Source organism: Citrobacter sp. T1.2D-1 (genome assembly GCF_950098555.1).
Lineage (GTDB): Bacteria > Pseudomonadota > Gammaproteobacteria > Enterobacterales > Enterobacteriaceae > Citrobacter_A > Citrobacter_A telavivensis.
Genome location: NZ_CATNHH010000012.1, coordinates 98,560 through 120,663 on the forward strand (window position 1 = coordinate 98,560; position 22,104 = coordinate 120,663).

Here is a 22,104-nt window from a genome sequence, read left to right on the forward strand (position 1 = left end):
TCGCTTTTATGCTTACCGGGCCTGGTATTTGCGGTTTTTGTAGGTCGGGTAAGCGCAAGCGCCACCCGACAAACATCAGCTCAATAGTTGAAACGCAATCATCCCAATAACGGCGCCCACGGTGCCGAGGATGGTTTCCATCATCGTCCAGGTCTTCAGGGTTTGTGCTTCTGTCGCACCGGTGAATTTCCCGAACAACCAGAAACCGGCGTCGTTCACGTGGCTGACCACGATAGAACCGCCTGCGATGCAGATAGACAGCGCCGCCATCTGCGCACCGGAGAAGTTCAGTTGTTCAATCACCGGCATCACCAGACCCACCGCCGTTAAGCAGGCCACGGTCGCGGAGCCCTGAATGATACGCACCGCCGCCGCCAGCACGAAGCAGGTAATGGCAATCGGTAAGCCCATCCCGGTCAGCGCTTCACCCAATGCCGGGCCCACGCCGGAATCCACCAGTACCTGCTTGAAGACGCCGCCTGCACCAATCACCAGCAGGATGATCCCCGCCGGTTGCAGCGCGTGACCGCAGATCTCCATCACCTTATCTTTCGGCATCCCCTGACGCATCGCCAGGCCGTAAATCGCCACCAGACAAGCCACCAGAATTGCGGTGAACGGGTGACCGACAAATTCAAACCACTGATAAGCCGTAGAACCGACTGGCACAAAGCGTGCGGCGATGGTTTTCAGCCCCACCAGCACCAGCGGCAGCAGGATCAGCGACAGGCTAAAGCCGAAGGACGGCATTTTGCCCTCGCCCAGGTGCGGTTCGGTAATATCGTCAGGAATATTCAGCTCAACGTAGCGGCTGATAAAGTTGCCCCACAGCGGCCCGGCGATGATCATCCCAGGAATCGCGGCGCACAGACCAATCAGAATCATCCAACCGAAGTCGGCGTGCATCTGAGAGGCGAGCAGCATCGGTGCCGGCCCTGGCAGCAGAAATGCTGCGGCAGCCGCCACGCCCGCAAACAGCGGAATCACCAGCTTCACCAGGTTCGTACCGGTGTGACGCGCCATCGAGAACGCGACGCTAATCAACAGTACAATCGCCACTTCAAAGAACAGCGGCAGCGCGCAAATCAGCCCCGCCAGCCCAATCGCATAGTGCGCGCGACTGTGGCCGAAGGATTTCAACATCTTGACCGCAATCTGATCGACCGCGCCCGTTTCATGCAAAATCTTGCCGAACATTGCCCCCAGAGCGACCACAATCGCCAGGAAACCCAGCGTACCTCCCATCCCTTTTTCCATTGTCGCCGCGATTTTATCGAGCGGCATACCGGAAAAGAGACCTGCACCAATAGACACCACCATCAAAGCAACGAAGGCGTGCATACGCGCCTTCATCACTAAAAACAACAGCAGCAGAACAGAGCCTACTGCCGTTAAAACAAGCGTTAATGTACTCAAAACTTACTGCCTTTTATTAATGACCTCAATGGTGCTGGCAACAACACCTTCCAGTGGCTGATCGATATCCACCACCAGTACATCGTTTTCGTCAGCACCCGGCTCTTGCAGCGTTTCAAACTGCGTCACCAGCATCTGGGTTTTGAAGAAATGGCCTTTACGCGCCTTCAGACGGCTTTCGATCACGTCGAAATCGCCTTTCAGGTAGATGAAAGAGAGGTTCGGGTTACCGTCACGCAGCAGGTCACGGTAGTGTTTTTTCAGCGCGGAACAGACGATCAGCGAAACCTTGTTGGTACGCTGCATCGCAAACGCCGCATCATTCAGCGCCTGCAGCCACGGCTTACGGTCGTCATCATTGAGTGGTTCACCAGACGCCATTTTCTCAATGTTGCGACGCGGATGGAGAAAATCGCCATCAAGAAACGCGGCATGCAGTTGATGCGCTACTTCGCTGGCGACAGCGGATTTGCCACTGCCCGATACGCCCATCAGAACGTAAATGTGGTGATCATGGTTAGTCGTGCTCAAAGTGGTGCCCCCACAGTACAAGAATCAGGAATTGTTACGGGTAACTGTTATCGGTAACATTGTCCAGCCTGACTAAAACAGAAGCAATATCCAAACGTGCGAGAAGTGAATAAGTGTGAGCTACTTCAAACTTGTTGGCTTAAATAGATCCACCCGGTGACAAGGTGAAACCTAAATCTAACATTTTTGGCGTGACGCTCTCCCCACGAATGCGCGCCAGCAGACGTTCTGCGCCAATGCTGCCCATACGCTCGCGCGGCGTCAGCACGCTGGCCAGACGCGGCTCCATCACCTGGCCGATATCATGGCCGTGGAAACCCGCAATTGCCATGTCGTCCGGGATCTTCAGCCCTAAACGCTGACATTCAAAAGCTGCGCCCACCGCCAGGTCATCGTTGGTACAGAAGATACCGTCCAGTTGTGGATACTCACGACGCGCCTGACGGATAAGCTCAATACCCGAGGAGTAAGAAGAAGACTGCTCCACCATCACACTGTAGGGTACCAGACCCGCATCCAGCATCGCCTGCTCATAACCCTTCTGTTTGATGATAGTACGTTCGTCGAGACGTGCTCCCAGATAAGCGATGTGGCGATGCCCGCGTGTAATAATCGCGGCGGTCATCTGACGCGCGGCTTCAAAGTTGTCAAAACCGACAGCGATATCGAGGCAAGGCGACTGACTGTCCATCAGTTCAACCACCGGAATTCCTGCCACTTCGATCATTTTCAACGTGCGCGGCGTATGGGTACGTTCAGTCAGGATCAGACCATCGATGTTCCACGAGAGCATCGATTCCAGACGCTCCTGTTCCATCTCCGGCTTATAACCGTAGTGCGCCAGCATGGTTTGATAGCCATGCGCGTCCGTCACGGCCTCAATGCCGCGTAAAACTTCGGCAAAAACCTGGTTGGTTAACGAGGGCAGTAAAACGCCAATGGCCCGGCTGGTGGCGTTGGAGAGGATATCAGGTGCGCGATTGGGAATATAACCCAGTTCATCAAGTGCAGCAGCGATCTTGCCCCGCAGGGCGACGGAAACTTGCTCCGGATTACGCAAAAAGCGGCTGACCGTCATTTTGGTCACGCCAACGCGGTCGGCTACATCCTGAAGTACGGGTCTTTTCTTCTTCATCGTCCTGAGAAATCATAAGTGAGAGATTTGCTCAGTTTATCACGGACAAAGCACAACCTTCCCCGTTTAAAGGGAAGGTTGCGTAATTATTTATACAGGAGGCAGATCAAACAGCAGGATTTCGCTATCGCTGTCAGCATGAATTGACAGAGCCTGCTCATCCCAAATCGCCAGACCGTCGCTGGTAGTGGCTTTAGTGCCGTTAATGCTCACCTCACCTTTTACCACCTGGATCCAGACGCGACGTTCAGCGGCAATCTGATGTACTGACTGCTCGCCTTTCACCAGCGCCCAGCGGTACAGCTCCATATCCTGGTACACTTTCAACGAGCCGTCGCGAGCGTCCGGCGACAGCACCAGCTGTTTGCCCTGCGCGGCGTCGAAGCGGCGCTGCTCATAACGCGGCGTGATGCCGGTTTTTTCCGGAATGATCCAGATCTGATACAGACGCAGACGATCCGTTTTGCTCGGGTTGTACTCAGAGTGACGGATCCCGGTCCCCGCGCTCATAATCTGGAATTCACCCGCCGGAACCTGCTCTTTATTGCCCATGCTGTCCTGGTGTTCTACTGCGCCTTCCAGCACGTAGGTCAGGATTTCCATGTCTTTATGTGGGTGAGTACCGAACCCCTGACCAGCGTCGATCACGTCGTCGTTAATCACGCGCAATGCCGAGAAGCCCATAAAGTTTGGATCGTAGTAATCCGCAAAAGAGAAGGTATGCCAGGAATCCAGCCAGCCATGATTCGCGTGGCCACGGTCGTTTGCTTTGCGTAAGTAGATCATTGTGTTCACCCCCAGATGTTTTCGATGGAGTAAGTGTGGACCGAATCCACCATCAATCATAGAGGGTGAAAATTGACTCCTCTGTTCAAAAATTATGAACAACTCAGGAGGAGCCAATCCGGCTTATCGGGCAAGGCTGATGGTGGCAGGAGAGGCCTGTTCAAATGCCCGTTCGAGAATTTCAAGATTGGTAAGAACTTCAGATTCCTTGACGTAATTTGGCACGCCGGTGGTGAGAGTGGCATACAGCGCGTCGTAGACACGACCATAGTCGCCCGTTTCCGGTTTGATCTCTTCTTTCACCGTCACGCCTTCATCGTTGACGTACTCCAGCACGCCAACGGAATCATCTGCCGCAAAGCCCGGTTCACCCGGCATGATGTTGGCCTTCAGGCTGGTTTCCTGCTGATCAATACCGTATTTGATAAACGAACCTTTGGTGCCGTGAACGATAAACTTCGGATAGTCGATTTTCACCAGATGGCTGGTTTTGACAATCGCCTTTACATCGCCGTAAAACAGCTGCGCTTCAAAGGTGTCATCCGGATTGGCCTTATTGCGCAGGCTGCGGATGTCGTAGGCCACATGGTCCGGGCGACCAAACAACGAGATTATCTGATCCAGGGTGTGTACGCCCAGGCCATAGAACGCGCCATCCTGCGGCAAACCGGGGTGGGTTTCCACAACCGGACGGTAGTAATCGAAGTGGCTTTCCACTTCCACAATCTCACCAAGCTTACCGCTTTCAATCGCTTTTTTGGCGGTCAGGAAACAGGAATCAAAGCGACGGTTCTGATACGGCGTCACCGTCAGCCCTTTGTTTTGCGCCAGTTCAAACAGCACCTTCGCTTCAACCATCGTCGGGGTGAATGGCTTCTCAACCAGTACGTTCTTTCCGGCTTCCAGCGCCCGTTTCGCGTAGTCAAAATGGCTGTCCGCGTGGGTACAGATGACGACCAGTTTCACCTCAGGGTCGTTGAACACTTCATCAAGATCGCTGGTGAAATGGATGTGTGAGTAGATGGGCGCCTGCTCTTCCGGCTTCGCGTGACGGCGAAAAATATGGGCCACATGCCAGGTGTCTTTACGGTTGAGAACGTACGGAAGATGGTAGCGAGTCGCGCTCTTGCCGAACCCAATAAATGCGCAATGTAAGGTCATGATGCTGTCCTTTCAGAAGGTGATGACCTACACCATAGCGCAAAGCGGAGGGAGACTAAATGCGGGAAGTCCTTGAGGGCGCGCTGGCGCACCTGGAAACGGATTGCTCGCGCCTCGGGCGTGAGTGGCGCAGGCAGATTATTCACGGCCTGCGCACAGCAACCGGAGCGTACTTAATGTACGTGAGGAGCTCGAGCACTTCCCGGGGACAAAATGACAAGTAAGCCAGGCTGAAAAAAAACCAAAAAAAAAGCCAGCACCCGGCTGGCTAAAATAATACTGGAAGCAATGTGAGCAATGTCGTGCTTTCAGGTTTCTCCGCAAGGGTCTTCCTGAACGCAGAGCAATAATAATCATTCTCATTCGCAGTTGTCCAGTGATTTTTACAAAAAAATGCGGTTGACGACATTTTTAATCTCAGCGACTGTAAAGGCACAATTAACGATGAAGGAGAGCGGGAATGAGTGAGATCGTGATACGCCACGCTGAGACCAAAGATTACGACGCGATTCGTCAGATCCATGCCCAGCCGGAGGTGTATTACAACACGCTACAGGTTCCTCATCCTTCCAGCGAGATGTGGCAGACACGACTCGCCGAACAGCCCGGCATCAAACAACTTGTCGCCTGTATTGATGACCGCGTCGTCGGACACCTGTGCATTGCCGTCGCTTAGCGTCCGCGCCGGAGTCATGTCGCCGATTTTGGTATTTGTGTCGATACACAATGGCAAAACCACGGGGTCGCCAGCGCATTAATGCGTACCATGATCGATATGTGCGACAACTGGCTGCGCGTCGAACGCATTGAATTAACGGTGTTTGTCGATAATGCGCCCGCCGTGGCGGTGTATAAAAAATACGGTTTCGAAATTGAAGGCACCGGCAAAAAGTACGGCCTGCGTAACGGCGAGTATGTCGATGCATATTTTATGGCGCGGATGAAGTGACAAATTGCCCGGTGGCGCTACGCTTACCGGGCCTACAGCTGCACAAACGTAGGCTGGGTAAGGCGAAGCCGCCACCCGGCAACAAAATCAATACCCTGCGGCTAAATCGTCCACGGTGCGTGGGTCAGATGCACCGTACAACGTGCCGTCCGGCCCAACCATGATGCTTTGCGTGCTGCCCATCGCCTCTTTCAGCGCGACCTTCTGCCCTTTTTGCTCAAGCAGTTTAAGGGTATCCGGGCTGAAGCCTTTCTCCACACGCAACTCATCCGGCAACCATTGATGATGGAAACGCGGCGCATTGGTGGCTTGCGCCACGTTCATCCCGAAATCGATGCTATTGACCACCATTTGCAGCACGGTCGTGATAATACGACTCCCGCCAGGGCTGCCGGTGACCAGCCAGGTTTTACCGTCTTTCACCACGATGGTGGGCGACATCGACGACAGCGGACGTTTCTTCGGTCCAACGGCATTGGCATCGCCCCCCACCAGACCATAGACGTTAGGTACGCCCGGTTTGGCCGAAAAGTCATCCATCTCGTTATTCATCAGAATGCCGGTGTTACCCGCCACAATGCCGGTCCCGAAGGTGGTGTTGAGGGTATACGTCACCGCCACGGCGTTACCGTCTTTATCCACCACCGAGAAGTGAGTCGTCTGGTTACTCTCATAAGGCGCAAGCTTACCAGGGCGAATTTCACTGGAAGGTTTCGCCTTGTTGATATCAATCCGTTCGGCAATCGATTTGGCGTAATCTTTGTTGGTCAGCGCTTGCCACGGCACGTTCACAAAATCCGGGTCGCCCAGGTATTCCGAACGATCGGCGTAGGCCTGTTTCTCCGCTTCCGCCATCACCTGCATGGCGTCCGCACTGCCAAAGCCGTATTTCTTCATGTCGAAATTTTCAAGGATATTCAGGATCTGCACGATGTGGATCCCGCCAGAGGACGGGGGCGGCATTGAGAAGACCTGATACCCGCGATAGTCGCCGCCGATCGGCGTGCGCTCTACCGCCTGGTAGCCCGCCAAATCTTCTTTAGTCATCAACCCGCCGTTTTTCTGCATCTCCTGCGCAATCTGGTCGGCAATCGCCCCTTTATAGAAAGCCTCCGGCCCCTTTTCCGCAATCAGCTCCAGACTTTTTGCCAGGTTTTTCTGCACCAGCTTGTCGCCCTTTTTCAGCGGTTCGCCATCCTTCCAGAAGATAGCTTTGCTGTTCTCGTGATTCGGCAACACTTCACTGCCGTAGGTTTTCAGATCGTCCGCCAGCGCATCGTTAACCACAAAGCCCTCTTCAGCCAGCTTGATCGCCGGACGCACCACTTTGTTGAGCGGCAGGGTGCCATATTTTTCCAGCGCCAGTGAGAACCCAGCCACTGTGCCCGGCGTGCCGGAAGCCAGATGGGAGGTCAGCGATTTTTTACTGTCCGGATTGCCCTGATCGTCAAGGAACATGTCGCGTGTAGCGTTAGCCGGTGCCATTTCGCGAAAATCGATCGCCGTGGTCTTACCGTCTTTGGTCCGCAGCAGCATAAAACCACCGCCACCCAGATTCCCGGCCTGCGGATGCGTCACCGCCAGCGCATATCCCACGGCAACCGCGGCATCCACAGCGTTACCGCCCTGTTTGAGAATATCCACCCCCACCTTTGTTGCCATCGCATCCACCGAGGCCACCATCCCCTGTTTCGCGCGAACGGGATGGAACACATCCTCTTCCACGCCATACGACACCGGAGGCGGAGGAGGGGGAGCAGCGAGCACGCTGAAACAGCTTCCTGAGAGCAGAGCAGCAAGGGCTACCCGGCGTAAAAACGTCGGTTTCGTCATCGTTATTCTCCAAAGATGCGGGGTCAGCCCCCCACTAAGCCTGGTGCATAACTCTGAAATGATCATCGTTTCGCCAGGAAAGGGGTAAACTTAAGAGAGACCTCAGAGGAGGAAAGATGATGAAACGATGCTTAATTTTGGCAGCGCTACTGCCATTTGCCTGTCTCGCACAGCCGATTAACACCCTGAACAATCCGAACCAGCCGGGTTATCAGATCCCCAGCCAGCAGCGGATGCAAACGCAGATGCAAACACAGCAGATTCAACAGAAAGGGATGTTAAATCAGCAGTTAAAATCGCAGACGCAACTCCAGCAGCAAAACCTGCAAACGCAAATGAACAACAATCAGCAGCGGATCCAGCAGGGTCAGGTACGCGAACAGCCGTTACCGAATACCAACGGCGGAATGTTGAGTGGCAGTACGCGACAGGGGAGCGGCCAGCAACACATGCTACCGCCGCGTCAGAATGGCGATATGCTTAACCCGCAGCAGTAAAGTCCGGGCCAATCACGTCAATCGCATCGGTACAGATGCAGTCCACGCCCCAGCGCAGCAGTTCCGCCGCGCGCTGGGGTTTGTTGACGGTATACACCAGAATATGTAACCCCGCCGTTTTAAGCTGCTTAACCCGCGTTTCATCCAGCAGGGTGTGATTCAGGTGAATCGACACGCAGGCCAGGCGAGCGGTCAGTTCGCGCCAGTCATCACGCCACTCGTCAAGCAACAAACCTCGAGGTAACTCCACCGCGGCGGCCTGCGCCGCTTCCAGCGCATCGATGTCAAATGACGACAGCAGCGGTGCGGTCATCCCCTGCCATAGCGTACGCGCGGCGAGGGCTATCACTTTCCCCGTCTGTGGCCCGGTTCCGGTGGTCGGTTTAATTTCGATATTGGCCATCAGGCCATGCAGGCGACAGCGTTCTGCCACCTGCGAGAGTAGTGGGAGCGGTTCGCCTTTAAATTCGCCGCTGTACCAGCCGCCGGCATCCACCCGCAGCAAATCCTGCCAGCTGAGCTCCCCCGCCACGCCCCAGCCGTTGCTGGTGCGTTCAAGGTTGTCATCGTGCAGCAGGAAAATTTCCCCATCCTTCGACAGCTTCGCGTCGAACTCGATCATGGTATGTCCGTAGCGCGTGCCAACGTCGATCGCCGCCAGCGTGTTTTCCGGTGCCAGTTTACCGCCGCCGCGATGGGCGACGATGCGGGGATACGGCCAGTTACTCATACACGTTGTCCTGTTTCACCGTCAAAAAGGTGCAAATGATTTTCCGGCAGATGCAGCCACAGCGTGCTGCCTGCCTTTGGGCGCTCCTGATGGGCCAGACGCACCACCAGCTTTTGATCGCCCCAGCGACCGTGCGCCAGGTTGTCCGCGCCCAGCATCTCCAGCGTGTCCACCACCAGCGGCACGCCGCCTTCCGCCTGGGAGCTTAGCGCAATATGTTCCGGGCGGATACCCAGCGTCATTTTACGCCCGGCATAGCCGCGATAAAACCAGTTCACCGGTAGCGCCATGCCGCTCTCCAGTTCGAAGTGCGTACCCGCATGGCTGATGCGCCCTTCCAGCAGGTTCATCGCCGGACTGCCAATAAAGCTCGCGACAAAGCGGCTGGCCGGTTTTTCATAAACCTCCACCGGCGTGCCAATCTGCTCGGCAATGCCTTTGTTCATCACCATCACGCGCTGGGCGAGCGTCATCGCTTCGACCTGATCGTGGGTCACGTACAGCGAGGTGGTTTTCAGGCGACGGTGCAGATGCTGGAGTTCCAGACGCATCTGCACGCGCAGTTTGGCATCCAGGTTCGACAGCGGCTCATCAAACAGGAACACGGCGGGATCGCGCACAATGGCGCGCCCCATCGCCACACGCTGACGCTGGCCACCGGAGAGTTCGCGCGGACGACGTTTGAGCAGGCCGTCCAGTTCGAGAATACGCGCCGCCTCTTTCACTCGCTGCTCAATATGCCCCTTGCCCATCCCCCGGATTTTCAGCCCCCACGCCATGTTCTCTTCCACGCTCATGTGCGGGTAGAGCGCATAGTTCTGGAAAACCATCGCGATCCCGCGATCTTTTGGCTCCATTTCGGTCACGCGCTGACGGTCGATCCAGATATCACCGCTGGTGACACGCTCCAGTCCGGCCACCATCCGCAGAAGCGTTGATTTCCCGCAGCCGGATGGGCCGACCATCACAATAAATTCACCGTCCGCCACGTCCAGCGTCAGCGGTTGAATCACCTGGGTTTTACCATCCCAGCTTTTGGTTACTGCCTGTAATTTTAAACCTGCCATCGCGGTATCCTACTTCTCACTGTCCACTAAACCACGCACAAACGCCCGCTGCATGGCTAAAACGATAATGACCGGCGGGATGAGGGTCAGCAACATTGCCGCCATCACCTGATTCCACATGGTGGTGCCTTCGCCGGTGGCAATCATGCCTTTGATCCCCGCCACGGCAGTCCCCAGATTGACGTCAGTAATAATCAGCAACGGCCACAGATACTGGTTCCAGCCGTAGATAAAGGTGATGACGAACAACGCCGCCAGATTGGTTTTCGACAGCGGCAGCACGATGTCGCGGAAAAAACGCATCGGCGAGGCACCGTCAATACGCGCCGCTTCAATCAGTTCATCCGGCAGGGTCATAAAGAACTGGCGGAACAAAAAGGTGGCGGTTGCCGAGGCCATCAGCGGCAGCGTCAGCCCGGCGTAACTGTCGAGCATTTTCAGGTTGGCGATCACTTCCACCGTCGGGAAGATGCGCACTTCAACCGGCAGCATCAGGGTGATAAAAATCATCCAGAAGAACAGGTTACGCAGCGGAAAACGAAACCAGACGATGGCAAAGGCGGAAAGCATTGAGACCGCGATTTTCCCCACCGTAATGCCAAACGCCATGATGAAGCTGTTGAGCATCATCAGCCAGAACGGCGCGCTGTTCGCACCGACGCCGTTGACCCAGATGTTTTTCATGTTTTCCAGCAGATGCGTACCGGGGATAAGCGTCATCGGCGTTTCAAACACCGCGTTGTTGTCCAGCGTCGCCGCGACAAACGCGACGTACAGCGGGAACAAAATCACCGTAATCCCCAGTATCAGCATGGTGTGGCTGAATATCGTCAGCCCGCGACGGTTTTCAATCATTGGTAACGCACCTTACTTTCTACGTAGCGGAACTGCACCACCGTCAGAATGATGACGAGGAACATCAGCACCACCGACTGCGCGGCGGACGCAGAGAGATCCAGCCCGGCAAACCCTTCGCGGTAGATCTTATAAATCAGCGTCGTGGTAGCCTGCACCGGACCGCCTGCGGTCGCGGCATCAATAACCGGGAACGTATCGAAGAAGGCGTAGACCAGATTGACCACCAACAGGAAGAAACTCACCGGCGCGATCAGCGGTAGCGCCAGTTTGAAAAAGCGACGGATCGGCCCGGCGCCATCGATCGCGGCGGCTTCAACCAGCGAGCGCGGGATCGATTGCAGCGCGGCGAAGAAGAAAAGGAAGTTGTAACTAATCTGCTTCCAGACAGACGCAAAAACCACCAGGAACATCGCCTGTCCGCTGTTCTGCGCGTGGTTCCAGTCATAGCCAAACTGCTCAAGGAAATGGGTAATAAGCCCGCGGCCAGGATTAAACAGGAAGATCCACAATACGGCGGCCACCGCAGGCGCCACGGCATAGGGCAGCAGCATCAGCGTCTGATACAGACGACTGCCGCGCACCACGTAATCCACCAGCGCGGCGAAAAATAACGATACCAGCAGGCCGCTGAAGGTCACCAGCGCGCTGAATTTGATCGTCGTCCAGAAGGAGTCGAGGTAGTAGCTGTCATGAAACAGCGTGACGAAATTATCCAGCCCGACAAACTGGCTGGAAAGCCCAAACGGATCGACGCTTTGTAGTGAGTACCACAGCGCTTCACCCGCAGGCCAGATAAAGAAAATGACGGTGATCGCCAGTTGTGGCGCGACCAGCAAATAGGGCAGCCAACGCGAGCGGAACACCGGACGGGATGAGGACATAAGGGGTTGATTCCTGAACAATGCCGGGTGGCGCTTCGCTTACCCGGCCTACATGTGGCGCGTTGTAGGCCCGGTAAGCGAAGCGCCACCGGGCAAGTCACAGATTACGATTTGGTCGATTGCTCAAAGCGGCGCAGCAGTTGATTACCACGCTCGACGGCGGCATCCAGCGCCTGCTGCGGAGTTTTCTTGCCGGTCCACACGCCTTCCAGCTCTTCATCAACGATGGTGCGGATCTGCGGCATGTTACCCAGACGCAGCCCTTTGGTGAACGGTAATGGCGGCTTGTTCAACATCTGACGCGTCGCAATATCCGCACCGGGGTTCTTGTCATAGAAGCCCTGCTCGCGGGTCAGATCGTAAGCGGCTTTGGTGATCGGCAGATAGCCGGTCTTCTGATGCCATTCGGCCGCATTTTCCGGTTTTGCCAGGAAGTCGAGGAACTCGGCAACGCCTTTGTAGGTATCGTTGTCTTTGCCCTGCATCACCCACAGGCTCGCGCCGCCGATGATGGCGTTCTGCGGCGCGCCTTTGGCGTCCGCATCGTAAGGCATCATGCCTACGCCATAGTTGAATTTGGCGTAATGGCGGATATCAGCAAGCGATCCGGAAGAGGCAGTTGTGATAGCGCAATCGCCGTTATAGAACTTCTCGGTGGACTCGTCTTTACGTCCGAAGTAGCTGAAATCGCCCTTCTTGTTCAGTGCTTCCAGCAGCGCGATGTGTTTCACCTGCTCCGGTTTATTGAACTCCAGCACCGCATCAGTGCCGTCGAAACCGTTATTTTTAGTCGCCACCGGCAGACCGTGCCAGGCGCTGAAGTTTTCGATCTGGATCCAGCCCTGCCAGCCGCTGGCGTAGCCACACTTCATCCCTGCGGCTTTCAGCTTCGCGGTGTAGTCAGCCAGATCCTGCCAGGTTTTCGGCGGTTGCTCCGGATCTAAACCGGCTTTCTTGAAAGCGTCTTTGTTGTAGTACAGCACTGGGGTGGAACTGTTAAACGGCTGAGACAACAGATGCCCGGTTTTCGAATCGGTGTAGTAGCCAGAAACGGTCGGTACAAACTGCGATTCGTCGAAGTTAATCCCTGCGTCCTTGAACACTTCATAGACCGGCTTGATGGCTTTCGAGGCCATCATTGTCGCGGTGCCGACTTCATAAACCTGTAGCAGCGCTGGCGCATTTCCGGTACGGAACGCGGCGATGCCGGCGCTCAGGCTCTGTTCGTAGTTACCTTTGTACACCGGCACAATCTTGTAATCCGGGTGGGTGTCGTTGAAACGTTGCGCCAGGGAGTCAACTTCTTTACCCAACTCCCCTTCCATGGAATGCCAGAATGGAATGGTGGTAACGGCCATTGCGTTCGTCGCAAAAGCCAGACCAACCGCCAGACCCAAAGCTGTGTGTCGTAACGATGTCATTGTCATCATCTCTCTTATTGTGCCGGATGCGCGAAATCACGCGTTTTATGCTCGCGAGGTAACATGACATGCGCGAATGACAGAAAGATAACCGTTAGATGACGAAGCGGTGACAGTCAGGCTTCAGGTGAATGACGTTTCAGTGGCAAGAAAACAGAAAAAAGCCGGGTGGCGGCTTCGCCTTACCCGGCCTGGTCGATCCTGTGGGTCCGGTAAGCGTATGCGCCACCGGGCAATACAAACGGCTTGGTCTTGTAGGCCTGATAAGACGCAATGCGTCGTCATCAGGCATCACAGACCGTTTAACCGCCTAAATAGGCGCTGCGAACCGCTTCGTTGGCCAGAAGCGCGTCGCCGGTATCCTCGAGAACGACATGACCGTTCTCCAGCACGTAGCCGCGATCGGCCAGCTTCAGCGCCTGGTTAGCGTTCTGCTCAACGAGGAAGATGGTCATTCCCTGCTCGCGCAGTTGTTCGATGGTGTCGAAGATCTGCTGGATGATAATCGGCGCCAGTCCCAGAGAAGGCTCGTCAAGCAGCAGCAGACGCGGCTCGCTCATCAGTGCACGACCAATCGCCAGCATCTGCTGTTCACCGCCGGACATCGTACCCGCACGCTGAATACGACGTTCATGCAAACGCGGGAACAGTTCGTATACCCACTTGATGCGCTCCTGGAACTGGTCGCGCTCGGCAAAGAAGCCGCCCATCGCCAGATTCTCTTCCACCGTCATGCGGGAAAACACGCGACGCCCTTCCGGAACAATCGCTACCGCTTCACGCATGATTTTTGCCGTTTGCCAGTCGGTGATGTCTTTATCATCAAACACAATCCGACCGCTGGTCGCACGCGGATCGCCGCACAGCGTACCAAGCAACGTCGTTTTCCCGGCGCCGTTGGCACCAATCAGGGTCACAATCTCCCCCTGATTGATGTGCAGGCTCACCTCATGCAGCGCCTGAATTTTGCCGTAGTGGGCACTGACTTTGTCAAAGGACAACATGACTTTTTCCATCTTACGCCTCACCAAGGTATGCACGGATCACGTCCGGGTTATTACGAATCTGTTCCGGCGTCCCGTTCGCCAGCGGCGTGCCCTGGTTCACCACGTAAATACGGTCGGAAATCCCCATCACCAGCTTCATATCGTGCTCAATGAGCAGGATGGTGGTGTTGTGATGGTTGCGCAGCTCGGCAATCAGCTCGTCCAGCTCTTTGGTCTCTTTCGGATTAAGACCCGCAGCCGGTTCATCCAGCATCAGAATCTCTGGCTGTGTCACCATACAGCGGGCGATCTCCAGACGACGCTGGTCGCCATAGGCCAGGTTGCTGGCCTGACGGTTCGCGTGTTCCAGCAGACCGATACGCTCAAGCCAGGTGGCCGCACGATCCAGCGCTTCGCTCTGCGCCCGACGAAACGCCGGGGTTTTCAGCAGGCCGGAAAACACGCCGCTTTTCAGTTGCTGATGCTGTGCCACCAGCAGGTTTTCAATCACCGTCATTTCACGAAACAGACGTACGTGCTGGAAGGTTCGCACTACGCCCATACGGGCAATTTGTTGACCCGGCAGCCCTTCAAGGTGCTGATCGCGAAGCTTAATGGTGCCGCCCGTCGGCTTATAAAAACCGGTCAGGCAGTTAAACACCGTGGTCTTACCGGCGCCGTTCGGCCCGATCAGCGACACAATTTCCTGTGGATGCAGTTCCAGTTCAACGTTGTTGACCGCCAGCAGACCGCCGAAGCGCATCATCAGGCCGTTAACCGATAATAATGGCTGACTCATGCCTGCTCTCCTTTCGCTTCCCCGTTTTTCAGTTTCAACTGTGGACGGGTCATCGGCAGCAAGCCCTGCGGACGCCAGATCATCATCAGTACCATCAAACCACCCAGCATCAACATGCTGTATTCATTGAAGTCACGCATCAGCTCGCGGGAAACCACCAGCAGGATAGCCGCAAGGATCACCGCAAACTGTGAACCCATTCCGCCGAGTACCACGATCGCCAGCACAAACGCCGACTCGGCAAAGGTGAACGACTCGGGGCTGACAAAACCCTGACGCGCTGCGAACAGCGTGCCAGCGAAACCGGCAAACGCGGCGCTGATGGTAAAAGCGGTCAGTTTGATGCGCGTTGGGCTTAAGCCTAACGAGCGGCAGGCGATCTCATCTTCACGCAGCGCTTCCCACGCCCGTCCCAGCGGCATGCGCAGCAGACGGTTAATCACAAACAGGCTCAGCACCACCAGCAACAGTGCGACCAGATAGAGGAAAATCACGCGATCGGACGGATCGTATTTCACGTTAAAGAAGTTGCTGAAGGTATCCCAGCCGCCTTCACGCGCGCTCCGGCTGAACTCGAGGCCGAACAGCGTCGGTTTCGGGATCTGGCTGATGCCGTTCGGACCACCGGTGATCTCAGTATTGTTGAGCAGCAGGATACGGACTATCTCACCGAAGCCCAGGGTCACAATGGCCAGATAATCGCCGCGCAGGCGCAGCACCGGGAAGCCCAGCAGAAAACCCGCCGCCGCCGAAACCAGCCCTGCCAAAGGCAGGCAGGTCCAGAAGCCGAGACCGTAATAGTGGTTCAACAGCGCGAAGGTGTACGCGCCAATCGCGTAGAAGCCGCCGTAGCCCAGTACCAGCAGGCCGGAGAGCCCCACAACGACGTTCAGCCCCAGACCGAGGATGATGTAAATCATGGTCAGCGTGGCGATATCCACCGTGCCGCGTGAAACCATAAACGGCCACGCCACGGCAATCACCAGCAGCGCAATCAGGAACAACTTCTGCTTTACGGTTGAGCCATCAATGGCTGGCAGAATAAACTTCGGCCCGGAGACGCTCTTCAGGCTCTTCTGGAAGATCGGACGCAGCATCTGGAAGAAAAAGACCACGGCAGTACCGATAAACACCCACTGCCAGCGGATGTCGGTAGCGGTATCCACCACCAGTTTGGTGCCATCCAGTTGCAACTGAACGCCCATAAAGACGCCCGCCAGAACGAAGAACATCGCGGCAGAGAGCAGCGCCATCGCAAAATGCATCGGTTTCATACTTTCTCTACCTCCGGACGACCCAGAATCCCGGTCGGCATCACCAGCAGTACCAGAATCAACAGAGCGAACGACACCACGTCTTTGTATTCCGTACTCAGATAAGCAGAAGAAAGTGCTTCCGCGACGCCCAGAATCAGGCCGCCGATCATCGCGCCAGGGATGCTGCCGATCCCGCCGAGAACCGCAGCGGTGAAGGCTTTCATCCCGGCCATAAAGCCAATATAAGGGTTGATCACCCCGTAGAATTGTCCGAGTAGCACGCCAGCCACCGCCGCCATCGCCGCGCCAATCACAAAGGTCAGCGCAATCACGCGGTCAGTGTTAATCCCGAGCAGGCTGGCCATTTTCAGGTCTTCTGCGCAGGCGCGACAGGCGCGTCCCATGCGGGAGTAGCGGATAAAGATAGTCAGCGCCAGCATCGCCAGGAAGGTCACAATCCAGATAACCAGCTGCATGGTCGTGATCGAAGCAGAGAAGTTTTCGCTGGCACCCACCACCCATTGCCCGTTGAACAGGCTGGGTAGCGCCACGTCTCGCGAACCTTCCGTCAGGCTGACGTAGTTTTGCAGGAAGATGGACATCCCAATGGCGGAGATAAGCGCAATCAGACGCTTGGAACTGCGGACGGGCCGATAAGCCACCCGCTCGATGCTCCAGCCGTAGGCGCTGGCAATGATAATCGCCCCAATGAATCCGGCTGCCACCAGTAACCAACTGGTATCAATCCCCATCATCATCAGTGCCGCGATAATCATAAAAGAGACATAGCTACTGATCATGTACACCTCGCCATGGGCGAAGTTGATCATGCCGATAATGCCGTACACCATGGTGTAACCGATAGCGATCAGCGCGTAGGTGCTTCCCAGCGTGACGCCGTTAAACATCTGCTGCAAGAAATAAAGGAACTGCTCGGACATAAAATAACCTTTTCAACCCGACAAACCGGGATACTGAACCCACTCTAAATAATTCGAGTTGCAGGAAGGCGGCAAGTTTGCCCATCCCCGGGATGCGTACACAAGTACGTGACCGGGGTGGGTGAACGAAGCCAACGCATCTGCGGCTCGAAGTATGACGAGTGGTTGCCTTATTTGGCGGCGGTGGACGAGCCGTCCGCATGCCACTGGAAGACACCAAATTCAAATCCCTTCAGATCGCCTTTTTCATCCCATTTCAGCGGCCCAATCACGGTATCAGCACCGTTTGCTTTCAAATCTTTCACCAGATCCAGCGGCGCTTTGCTGCCGGAACGATCCAATGCCGTTGCCAGTGACTGCACGGCGGCGTAGGTGATCCATACATACGGACCGGTAGGATCTTTTTTATCGGCTTTCAGCGCATCAACAATCGCTTTGTTGGCCGGATCCTGATCATAGCGTTTTGGCATGGTAACCAGCATGCCCTCAGCCGCTTCACCGGCGATGTTCGACAGCGACGCATTGCCCACGCCTTCCGGCCCCATGAACGTGGTTTTCAGCCCGACGGATCGCGCCTGGCGCAGCATTTGCCCCATTTCCGGGTAGTAGCCGCCGTAATACACAAAGTCGATGTTCTCTTTTTTCAGGCGCGCGAGCAGCGCGGAGAAATCTTTCTCGCCTGCGGTAATACCATCAAAGAAGACGATATTGGCGTTTGCCGCTTTCAGCGAGTCCTGAACGGAACGCGCCAGCCCTTCACCGTACTGCTGTTTGTCGTGCAGGATGGCGATACGCTGCGGTTTTACCTGCTCAAGAATATACTTTGCCGCGGTCGGTCCCTGAGAGGAGTCCAGCCCGGCGGTACGCATGATGTGCGCGTAGCCACGCTGCGTCAGTTCCGGGTTAGTCGCACCAGGCGAGATCATCAGAATGCCTTCGTCTTCGTAGATATCCGACGCCGGCTGAGTGGAAGATGAGCAGAGGTGACCAATCACATACTGAATGCCGTCATTGACGATTTTGTTCGCCACTGCCACGGCCTGTTTAGGATCGCAGGCATCGTCATATTCCACGCCCACCAGTTTGTCGCCTTTGATGCCGCCTTTCGCATTGATGTCTTTAATGGCCTGACGTGCGCCGTTAAATTCCATGTCGCCCCACTGGGCTACCGGACCTGACATCGCGCCCACAACGGCAACTTTAATCTCCTCTGCCATCGCCGCCTGCGACATCGCCAGTGCGATCACCCCTGCGACGATCGTTTTCGCATTCCGTTTCATTTACTGAATCCCCATTCGTGATGTACTTATTTTGTATTTATATGGTTAAAAAGCAGACTGTGCTTTATTTGTACTACACTATTTTTACTAGTCTGATTAATGGTTTAGCGCAGTATTTTCCGCAAATACAGATTAAAATCTCTATTTTTCAGTCTATTAAGAACAGATAATATTCTGCTTTTCACCATAGATAAACAAAAAAAAGCACGCTTGTCAGCATAAAATAACGGGACAATGAGCCGAATAAAACACTGCCTTCCAGGGTATTATTCTGCCTGTTTTTCATTCTCTGATGTTTCGAACTGAGGTTCTGACCGTCACAAAATTAATCCCCTGCCAAATGATTTAAAAAAGAGAAAGCGTCCTGATGAATTATTTCGGTACACTGGCATTATCTTTTGTGATTTGGACATGCTGTCGATGAAGCTGACCATCATTCGTTTAGAACACTTTAGCGATCAGGACCTGATCGACCTGGGCAAAATCTGGCCGGAGTATTCCGCCGCCTCTTTAAGCGTAGATGAAACACACCGGATCTACGCAGCGCGATTTAATGAGCGATTGTTAGGTGCCGTAAGGGTCACCCTGAGCGGCACTCAGGGCGCGCTGGATTCGCTGCGCATCCGTGACGTCACGCGGCGTCGGGGAGTGGGGAGATATCTGGTGGAAGAGGTGATCCAGGATAATCCGGACGTCTCATCCTGGTGGATGGCGGATGTCGGCGTGGAAGACCGGGGGATCATGGCAGCGTTTATGCAGGTACTGGGCTTTACCGCGCAGCAGAACGGCTGGGAAAAGCGTTAAAAAAGTCGGGTGGCGCTAATGCTTACCCGGCCTACATTCGCTAGCGTATTTTCCCAGAACGGTAGGCCGGATAAGCGCCAGCGCCATCCGGCATTCAATTACTTCGCGTCGGTCGCCGTGCCGTTGGCATGCCAGTCGAAGACGCCGAATTCAAAGCCTTTCAGATCGCCCTTCTCATCCCACGACAGCGGTCCCATCACGGTTTCCACTGAGTTCGCTTTCAGCCAGGTGGCGATTTCAGCCGGATCGGCTGACTGGTTCAGGCCCGCCTGCAAAGATTGCAGCGCAGCGTAGGTGGTCCACACGAACGCACCGCTCGGATCCTGTTTCTTCGCCTTGATCGCATCAACGATAGGTTTGTTCGCGGGAACCTGATCGTAGTTCTTCGGTTTGGTCACCAGCAGACCTTCAGCCGATTCACCGGCGATATTAGACAGGGAAACGTTAGCAACCCCTTCCGGCCCCATGAACTGCGTTTTCAGGCCAGCAGCACGAGCCTGACGCAGGATCTGGCCCATTTCCGGGTGATAACCGCCGTAGTAGACAAAGTCGATATTCTCTTTCTTCAGACGCGCCACCAGCGTAGAAAAGTCTTTCTCACCGGCAGTGATACCGTCAAAGAACACCACGTTGGCATTACCCTTCTTCAGGTTCTCCTGCACGGCACGCGCCAGACCTTCACCGTACTGTTGTTTGTCGTGAACGATCGCGATGCGCTGCGGCTTCACTTTCTCCAGAATGTATTTCGCGGCGGTCGGGCCCTGGTCTGAGTCCAGGCCCGTGGTGCGCAGTACCAGTTTATAGCCACGCGCGGTCAGTTCCGGTGCCGTTGCCGCCGGGGTGATCATCAGAATACCTTCGTCTTCATAGATATCAGACGCAGGCTGAGTGGAAGAGGAGCACAGGTGGCCGATAACGTATTTGATGCCGTCATTGATCACTTTGTTTGCTACTGCGACCGCTTGTTTCGGGTCACAGGCATCATCATATTTTACGATCTGCAGTTTTTCGCCTTTGATACCACCTTTGGCATTAATGTCTGCAACCGCTTGTTCCGCACCAGTAAACTCCTGATCGCCGTACTGGGCTACCGGACCGGACATCGCACCCACAACAGCGACTTTAATATCGGCCTGAGCCATTGTGCTGAATGCCAACGCGATACATCCTGCCAGTAACGCTTTACCCTTCATATTCATCCTGACCTTCCCCATTCTTATGGTTATTACGACTATTGTGATGTTGTTGTGTAGCGCTTTATTTCATTTATAGATGTGCCGTTCGCGCATTTTCAGCACACTCTGCTAAAACATACCCCATTTTTATAATTTTGGAATAGCTAATTTCATATTCAAATAATAAGTGAACGACATAACGTCGTGCCGCCCGGTGAGGGACGGCACAGGTTTATCGTGTCAGCGAGTGGGTGATAATGCCGAGCGCCTGACGAAATTGCGCCTCAGGGATGGTAAGCGGATAGAGAAAACGAATAACGTTGCCATACACGCCGCAACTCAGCAACAGAAGTCCTTCCTGCAAGGCGCGGTCCTGCACCTGGCGGGTGAATTCCGGGGAGGGCTTCCCGGTGTGCGGGTCGTTAAATTCCACCGCCACCATCGACCCCTGAGCACGAATGTCGGCAATAAACGGACAGTCCGCTTTCGCCTGATTCAACGCGTCGACCAGCGTCGCGCCCAATGTGGCAGCGCGGGCGCAGAGCTGTTCTTCATCAATCACATCCAGTACCGCGTGTGCTGCCGCAACGGCCAGTGGATTCCCGGCATACGTCCCTCCCAGACCGCCAGGCGCAGGCGCATCCATCACCCCGGCACGGCCAGCCACCGCAGAGAGCGGCATCCCGCCCGCCAGGCTTTTCGCCATTGTCATCAGATCGGGCTGTACGCCATGATGCTCCATCGCAAACAGCTTGCCGGTACGAGCAAAGCCGGTCTGCACCTCATCGGCGATCAACAAGATACCGTGGGTATCACACAACGCCCGCAGCGCCTGCATGAAATCCGTTGGCGCAACATTAAAGCCCCCTTCGCCCTGAACCGGTTCAAGGATGATGGCGGCGACCTGATCCGGCGCGATATCCGCTTTGAAAATGCGCTCCAGACTTTGCAGCGCATCGGCAGTACTCACGCCGTGCAACGCATTAGGGTACTGGGCGTGATAAACCGAACCAGGAAACGGCCCAAAACCGATTTTGTAGGGCGCAACCTTACCGGTCAGCGCCATCGTCATGAAGGTCCGCCCATGAAATGCGCCGCTGAAGGTAATTAGCCCTGGGCGTTTGGTATACGCGCGGGCAATCTTCACCGCGTTTTCCACCGCCTCTGCACCGGTAGAGAAGAACGCCGTTTTCACCGGCCCCTGAATGGGAACGCGTGTGTTGATACGTTCAGCAAGCCGGACATAGCTTTCGTAAGGAACAATCTGGTAAGCGGTATGAGTAAAGGACTGGAGCTGTTTTTCAATCGCGGCGATGACTTTGGGGTGCCGGTGCCCGGTATTCAGCACCGCAATGCCGGCGGCAAAGTCGATCACCTCACGACCTTCCACATCCCACAACGTTGCGTTTTCCGCTCTCTCGGCGTAAAAGCCGCACATCACGCCGATCCCGCGCGGCGTCGCCTGCAAACGCCGTTCATTCAGTTCGTTATTTTTCATTTTCATCCCCTAAGATGCGCACAACCCATCGGTAAGTGTTTGCCAGGGGGGAGAAATTCGCCAGAGCAGGCGCTAAAAAAACAAAAACCCCGGACAGTTA

General features: G+C 55.3%; 20 protein-coding genes and 1 pseudogene. 3 read left to right on the forward strand and 18 right to left on the reverse strand.

Annotated elements, in window-relative coordinates:
• Nucleotides 1-75: 75 nt before the first annotated feature.
• The 5 genes from gntU to QQZ17_RS11925 all read right to left on the reverse strand — a co-directional run bounded on the left by gntU (nt 76) and on the right by QQZ17_RS11925 (nt 5,029).
• Nucleotides 76-1,416, reverse strand: a complete 1,341-nt coding sequence (gene gntU / locus QQZ17_RS11905; RefSeq protein ID WP_152400351.1) for a gluconate transporter — start codon at nt 1,414-1,416, stop codon at nt 76-78.
• Between the two features lie 3 nt (nt 1,417-1,419).
• Complete coding sequence (gene gntK / locus QQZ17_RS11910) at nt 1,420-1,947, reverse strand: gluconokinase (protein WP_042322982.1); 528 nt, start codon at nt 1,945-1,947, stop codon at nt 1,420-1,422.
• A gap of 139 nt (nt 1,948-2,086) precedes the next feature.
• Entirely contained in the window at nt 2,087-3,082 is a 996-nt protein-coding gene (gene gntR / locus QQZ17_RS11915; RefSeq protein WP_152400352.1) for a gluconate operon transcriptional repressor GntR, read from the reverse strand.
• A 90-nt stretch (nt 3,083-3,172) separates the two neighbouring features.
• The gene (locus QQZ17_RS11920) at nt 3,173-3,868 is read right to left on the reverse strand and encodes a pirin family protein (RefSeq protein ID WP_044253806.1); all 696 of its coding nucleotides are present in this window, start codon (nt 3,866-3,868) and stop codon (nt 3,173-3,175) included.
• 123 nt (nt 3,869-3,991) lie between these two features.
• Nucleotides 3,992-5,029, reverse strand: coding sequence for an oxidoreductase (locus tag QQZ17_RS11925; protein ID WP_152400353.1), 1,038 nt, complete (start codon nt 5,027-5,029; stop codon nt 3,992-3,994).
• A 460-nt stretch (nt 5,030-5,489) separates the two neighbouring features.
• On the opposite strand from QQZ17_RS11925, the pseudogene yhhY reads away from it, so the two are divergent.
• Nucleotides 5,490-5,978 (forward strand): annotated as a pseudogene (gene yhhY, locus QQZ17_RS11930) (N-acetyltransferase).
• Nucleotides 5,979-6,065: 87 nt separating this feature from the next.
• Here the strand turns inward: yhhY and ggt are convergent.
• A complete protein-coding gene (gene ggt, locus QQZ17_RS11935; protein WP_152400354.1) occupies nt 6,066-7,811 on the reverse strand; it encodes a gamma-glutamyltransferase in 1,746 nt (581 codons plus the stop codon).
• A gap of 119 nt (nt 7,812-7,930) precedes the next feature.
• Here ggt and QQZ17_RS11940 point away from each other — a divergent pair, with 119 nt between their 5' ends.
• Nucleotides 7,931-8,308 (forward strand): DUF2756 family protein, encoded by a 378-nt coding sequence (locus QQZ17_RS11940; protein WP_152406213.1) that lies wholly within the window; start codon nt 7,931-7,933, stop codon nt 8,306-8,308.
• On the opposite strand, the gene ugpQ is transcribed toward QQZ17_RS11940, so the two are convergent.
• From ugpQ to livK, 10 genes are all read right to left on the reverse strand, one after another.
• On the reverse strand, nt 8,292-9,038 hold the full coding sequence (ugpQ, locus tag QQZ17_RS11945) for a glycerophosphodiester phosphodiesterase (protein ID WP_152400355.1): 747 nt from the start codon (nt 9,036-9,038) through the stop codon (nt 8,292-8,294). The two genes, QQZ17_RS11940 and ugpQ, sit on opposite strands and share 17 nt — an antisense overlap.
• On the reverse strand, nt 9,035-10,105 hold the full coding sequence (locus QQZ17_RS11950) for a sn-glycerol-3-phosphate import ATP-binding protein UgpC (RefSeq protein WP_152400356.1): 1,071 nt from the start codon (nt 10,103-10,105) through the stop codon (nt 9,035-9,037). The genes ugpQ and QQZ17_RS11950 overlap by 4 nt, the downstream gene beginning before the upstream one ends.
• A gap of 9 nt (nt 10,106-10,114) precedes the next feature.
• Complete coding sequence (gene ugpE / locus QQZ17_RS11955) at nt 10,115-10,960, reverse strand: sn-glycerol-3-phosphate ABC transporter permease UgpE (RefSeq protein WP_152400357.1); 846 nt, start codon at nt 10,958-10,960, stop codon at nt 10,115-10,117.
• Nucleotides 10,957-11,844 (reverse strand): sn-glycerol-3-phosphate ABC transporter permease UgpA, encoded by an 888-nt coding sequence (ugpA, locus tag QQZ17_RS11960; RefSeq protein ID WP_152400358.1) that lies wholly within the window; start codon nt 11,842-11,844, stop codon nt 10,957-10,959. Before ugpA ends, ugpE begins: the two co-directional genes overlap by 4 nt.
• Nucleotides 11,845-11,948: 104 nt before the next feature.
• Nucleotides 11,949-13,265, reverse strand: a complete 1,317-nt coding sequence (ugpB, locus tag QQZ17_RS11965; RefSeq protein WP_152400359.1) for a sn-glycerol-3-phosphate ABC transporter substrate-binding protein UgpB — start codon at nt 13,263-13,265, stop codon at nt 11,949-11,951.
• 302 nt (nt 13,266-13,567) lie between these two features.
• The gene (livF, locus tag QQZ17_RS11970; protein WP_046491597.1) at nt 13,568-14,281 is read right to left on the reverse strand and encodes a high-affinity branched-chain amino acid ABC transporter ATP-binding protein LivF; all 714 of its coding nucleotides are present in this window, start codon (nt 14,279-14,281) and stop codon (nt 13,568-13,570) included.
• A gap of 1 nt (nt 14,282) precedes the next feature.
• Nucleotides 14,283-15,050 (reverse strand): high-affinity branched-chain amino acid ABC transporter ATP-binding protein LivG, encoded by a 768-nt coding sequence (gene livG, locus QQZ17_RS11975; RefSeq protein WP_042323002.1) that lies wholly within the window; start codon nt 15,048-15,050, stop codon nt 14,283-14,285.
• Nucleotides 15,047-16,324, reverse strand: coding sequence for a branched chain amino acid ABC transporter permease LivM (gene livM, locus QQZ17_RS11980; protein ID WP_152400360.1), 1,278 nt, complete (start codon nt 16,322-16,324; stop codon nt 15,047-15,049). The genes livG and livM overlap by 4 nt, the downstream gene beginning before the upstream one ends.
• Complete coding sequence (gene livH / locus QQZ17_RS11985; RefSeq protein ID WP_042323006.1) at nt 16,321-17,247, reverse strand: high-affinity branched-chain amino acid ABC transporter permease LivH; 927 nt, start codon at nt 17,245-17,247, stop codon at nt 16,321-16,323. The genes livM and livH overlap by 4 nt, the downstream gene beginning before the upstream one ends.
• A gap of 170 nt (nt 17,248-17,417) precedes the next feature.
• Complete coding sequence (gene livK, locus QQZ17_RS11990; RefSeq protein ID WP_152400361.1) at nt 17,418-18,527, reverse strand: high-affinity branched-chain amino acid ABC transporter substrate-binding protein LivK; 1,110 nt, start codon at nt 18,525-18,527, stop codon at nt 17,418-17,420.
• Between the two features lie 420 nt (nt 18,528-18,947).
• Here livK and panM point away from each other — a divergent pair, with 420 nt between their 5' ends.
• Nucleotides 18,948-19,331 (forward strand): aspartate 1-decarboxylase autocleavage activator PanM, encoded by a 384-nt coding sequence (gene panM / locus QQZ17_RS11995; protein WP_152406214.1) that lies wholly within the window; start codon nt 18,948-18,950, stop codon nt 19,329-19,331.
• A 98-nt stretch (nt 19,332-19,429) separates the two neighbouring features.
• Here the strand turns inward: panM and livJ are convergent, their stop codons facing one another.
• On the reverse strand, nt 19,430-20,530 hold the full coding sequence (livJ, locus tag QQZ17_RS12000) for a branched chain amino acid ABC transporter substrate-binding protein LivJ (protein WP_152400362.1): 1,101 nt from the start codon (nt 20,528-20,530) through the stop codon (nt 19,430-19,432).
• A 208-nt stretch (nt 20,531-20,738) separates the two neighbouring features.
• Nucleotides 20,739-22,004, reverse strand: coding sequence for a 4-aminobutyrate--2-oxoglutarate transaminase (locus QQZ17_RS12005; RefSeq protein ID WP_152400364.1), 1,266 nt, complete (start codon nt 22,002-22,004; stop codon nt 20,739-20,741).
• Between the last annotated feature and the right edge of the window lie 100 nt (nt 22,005-22,104).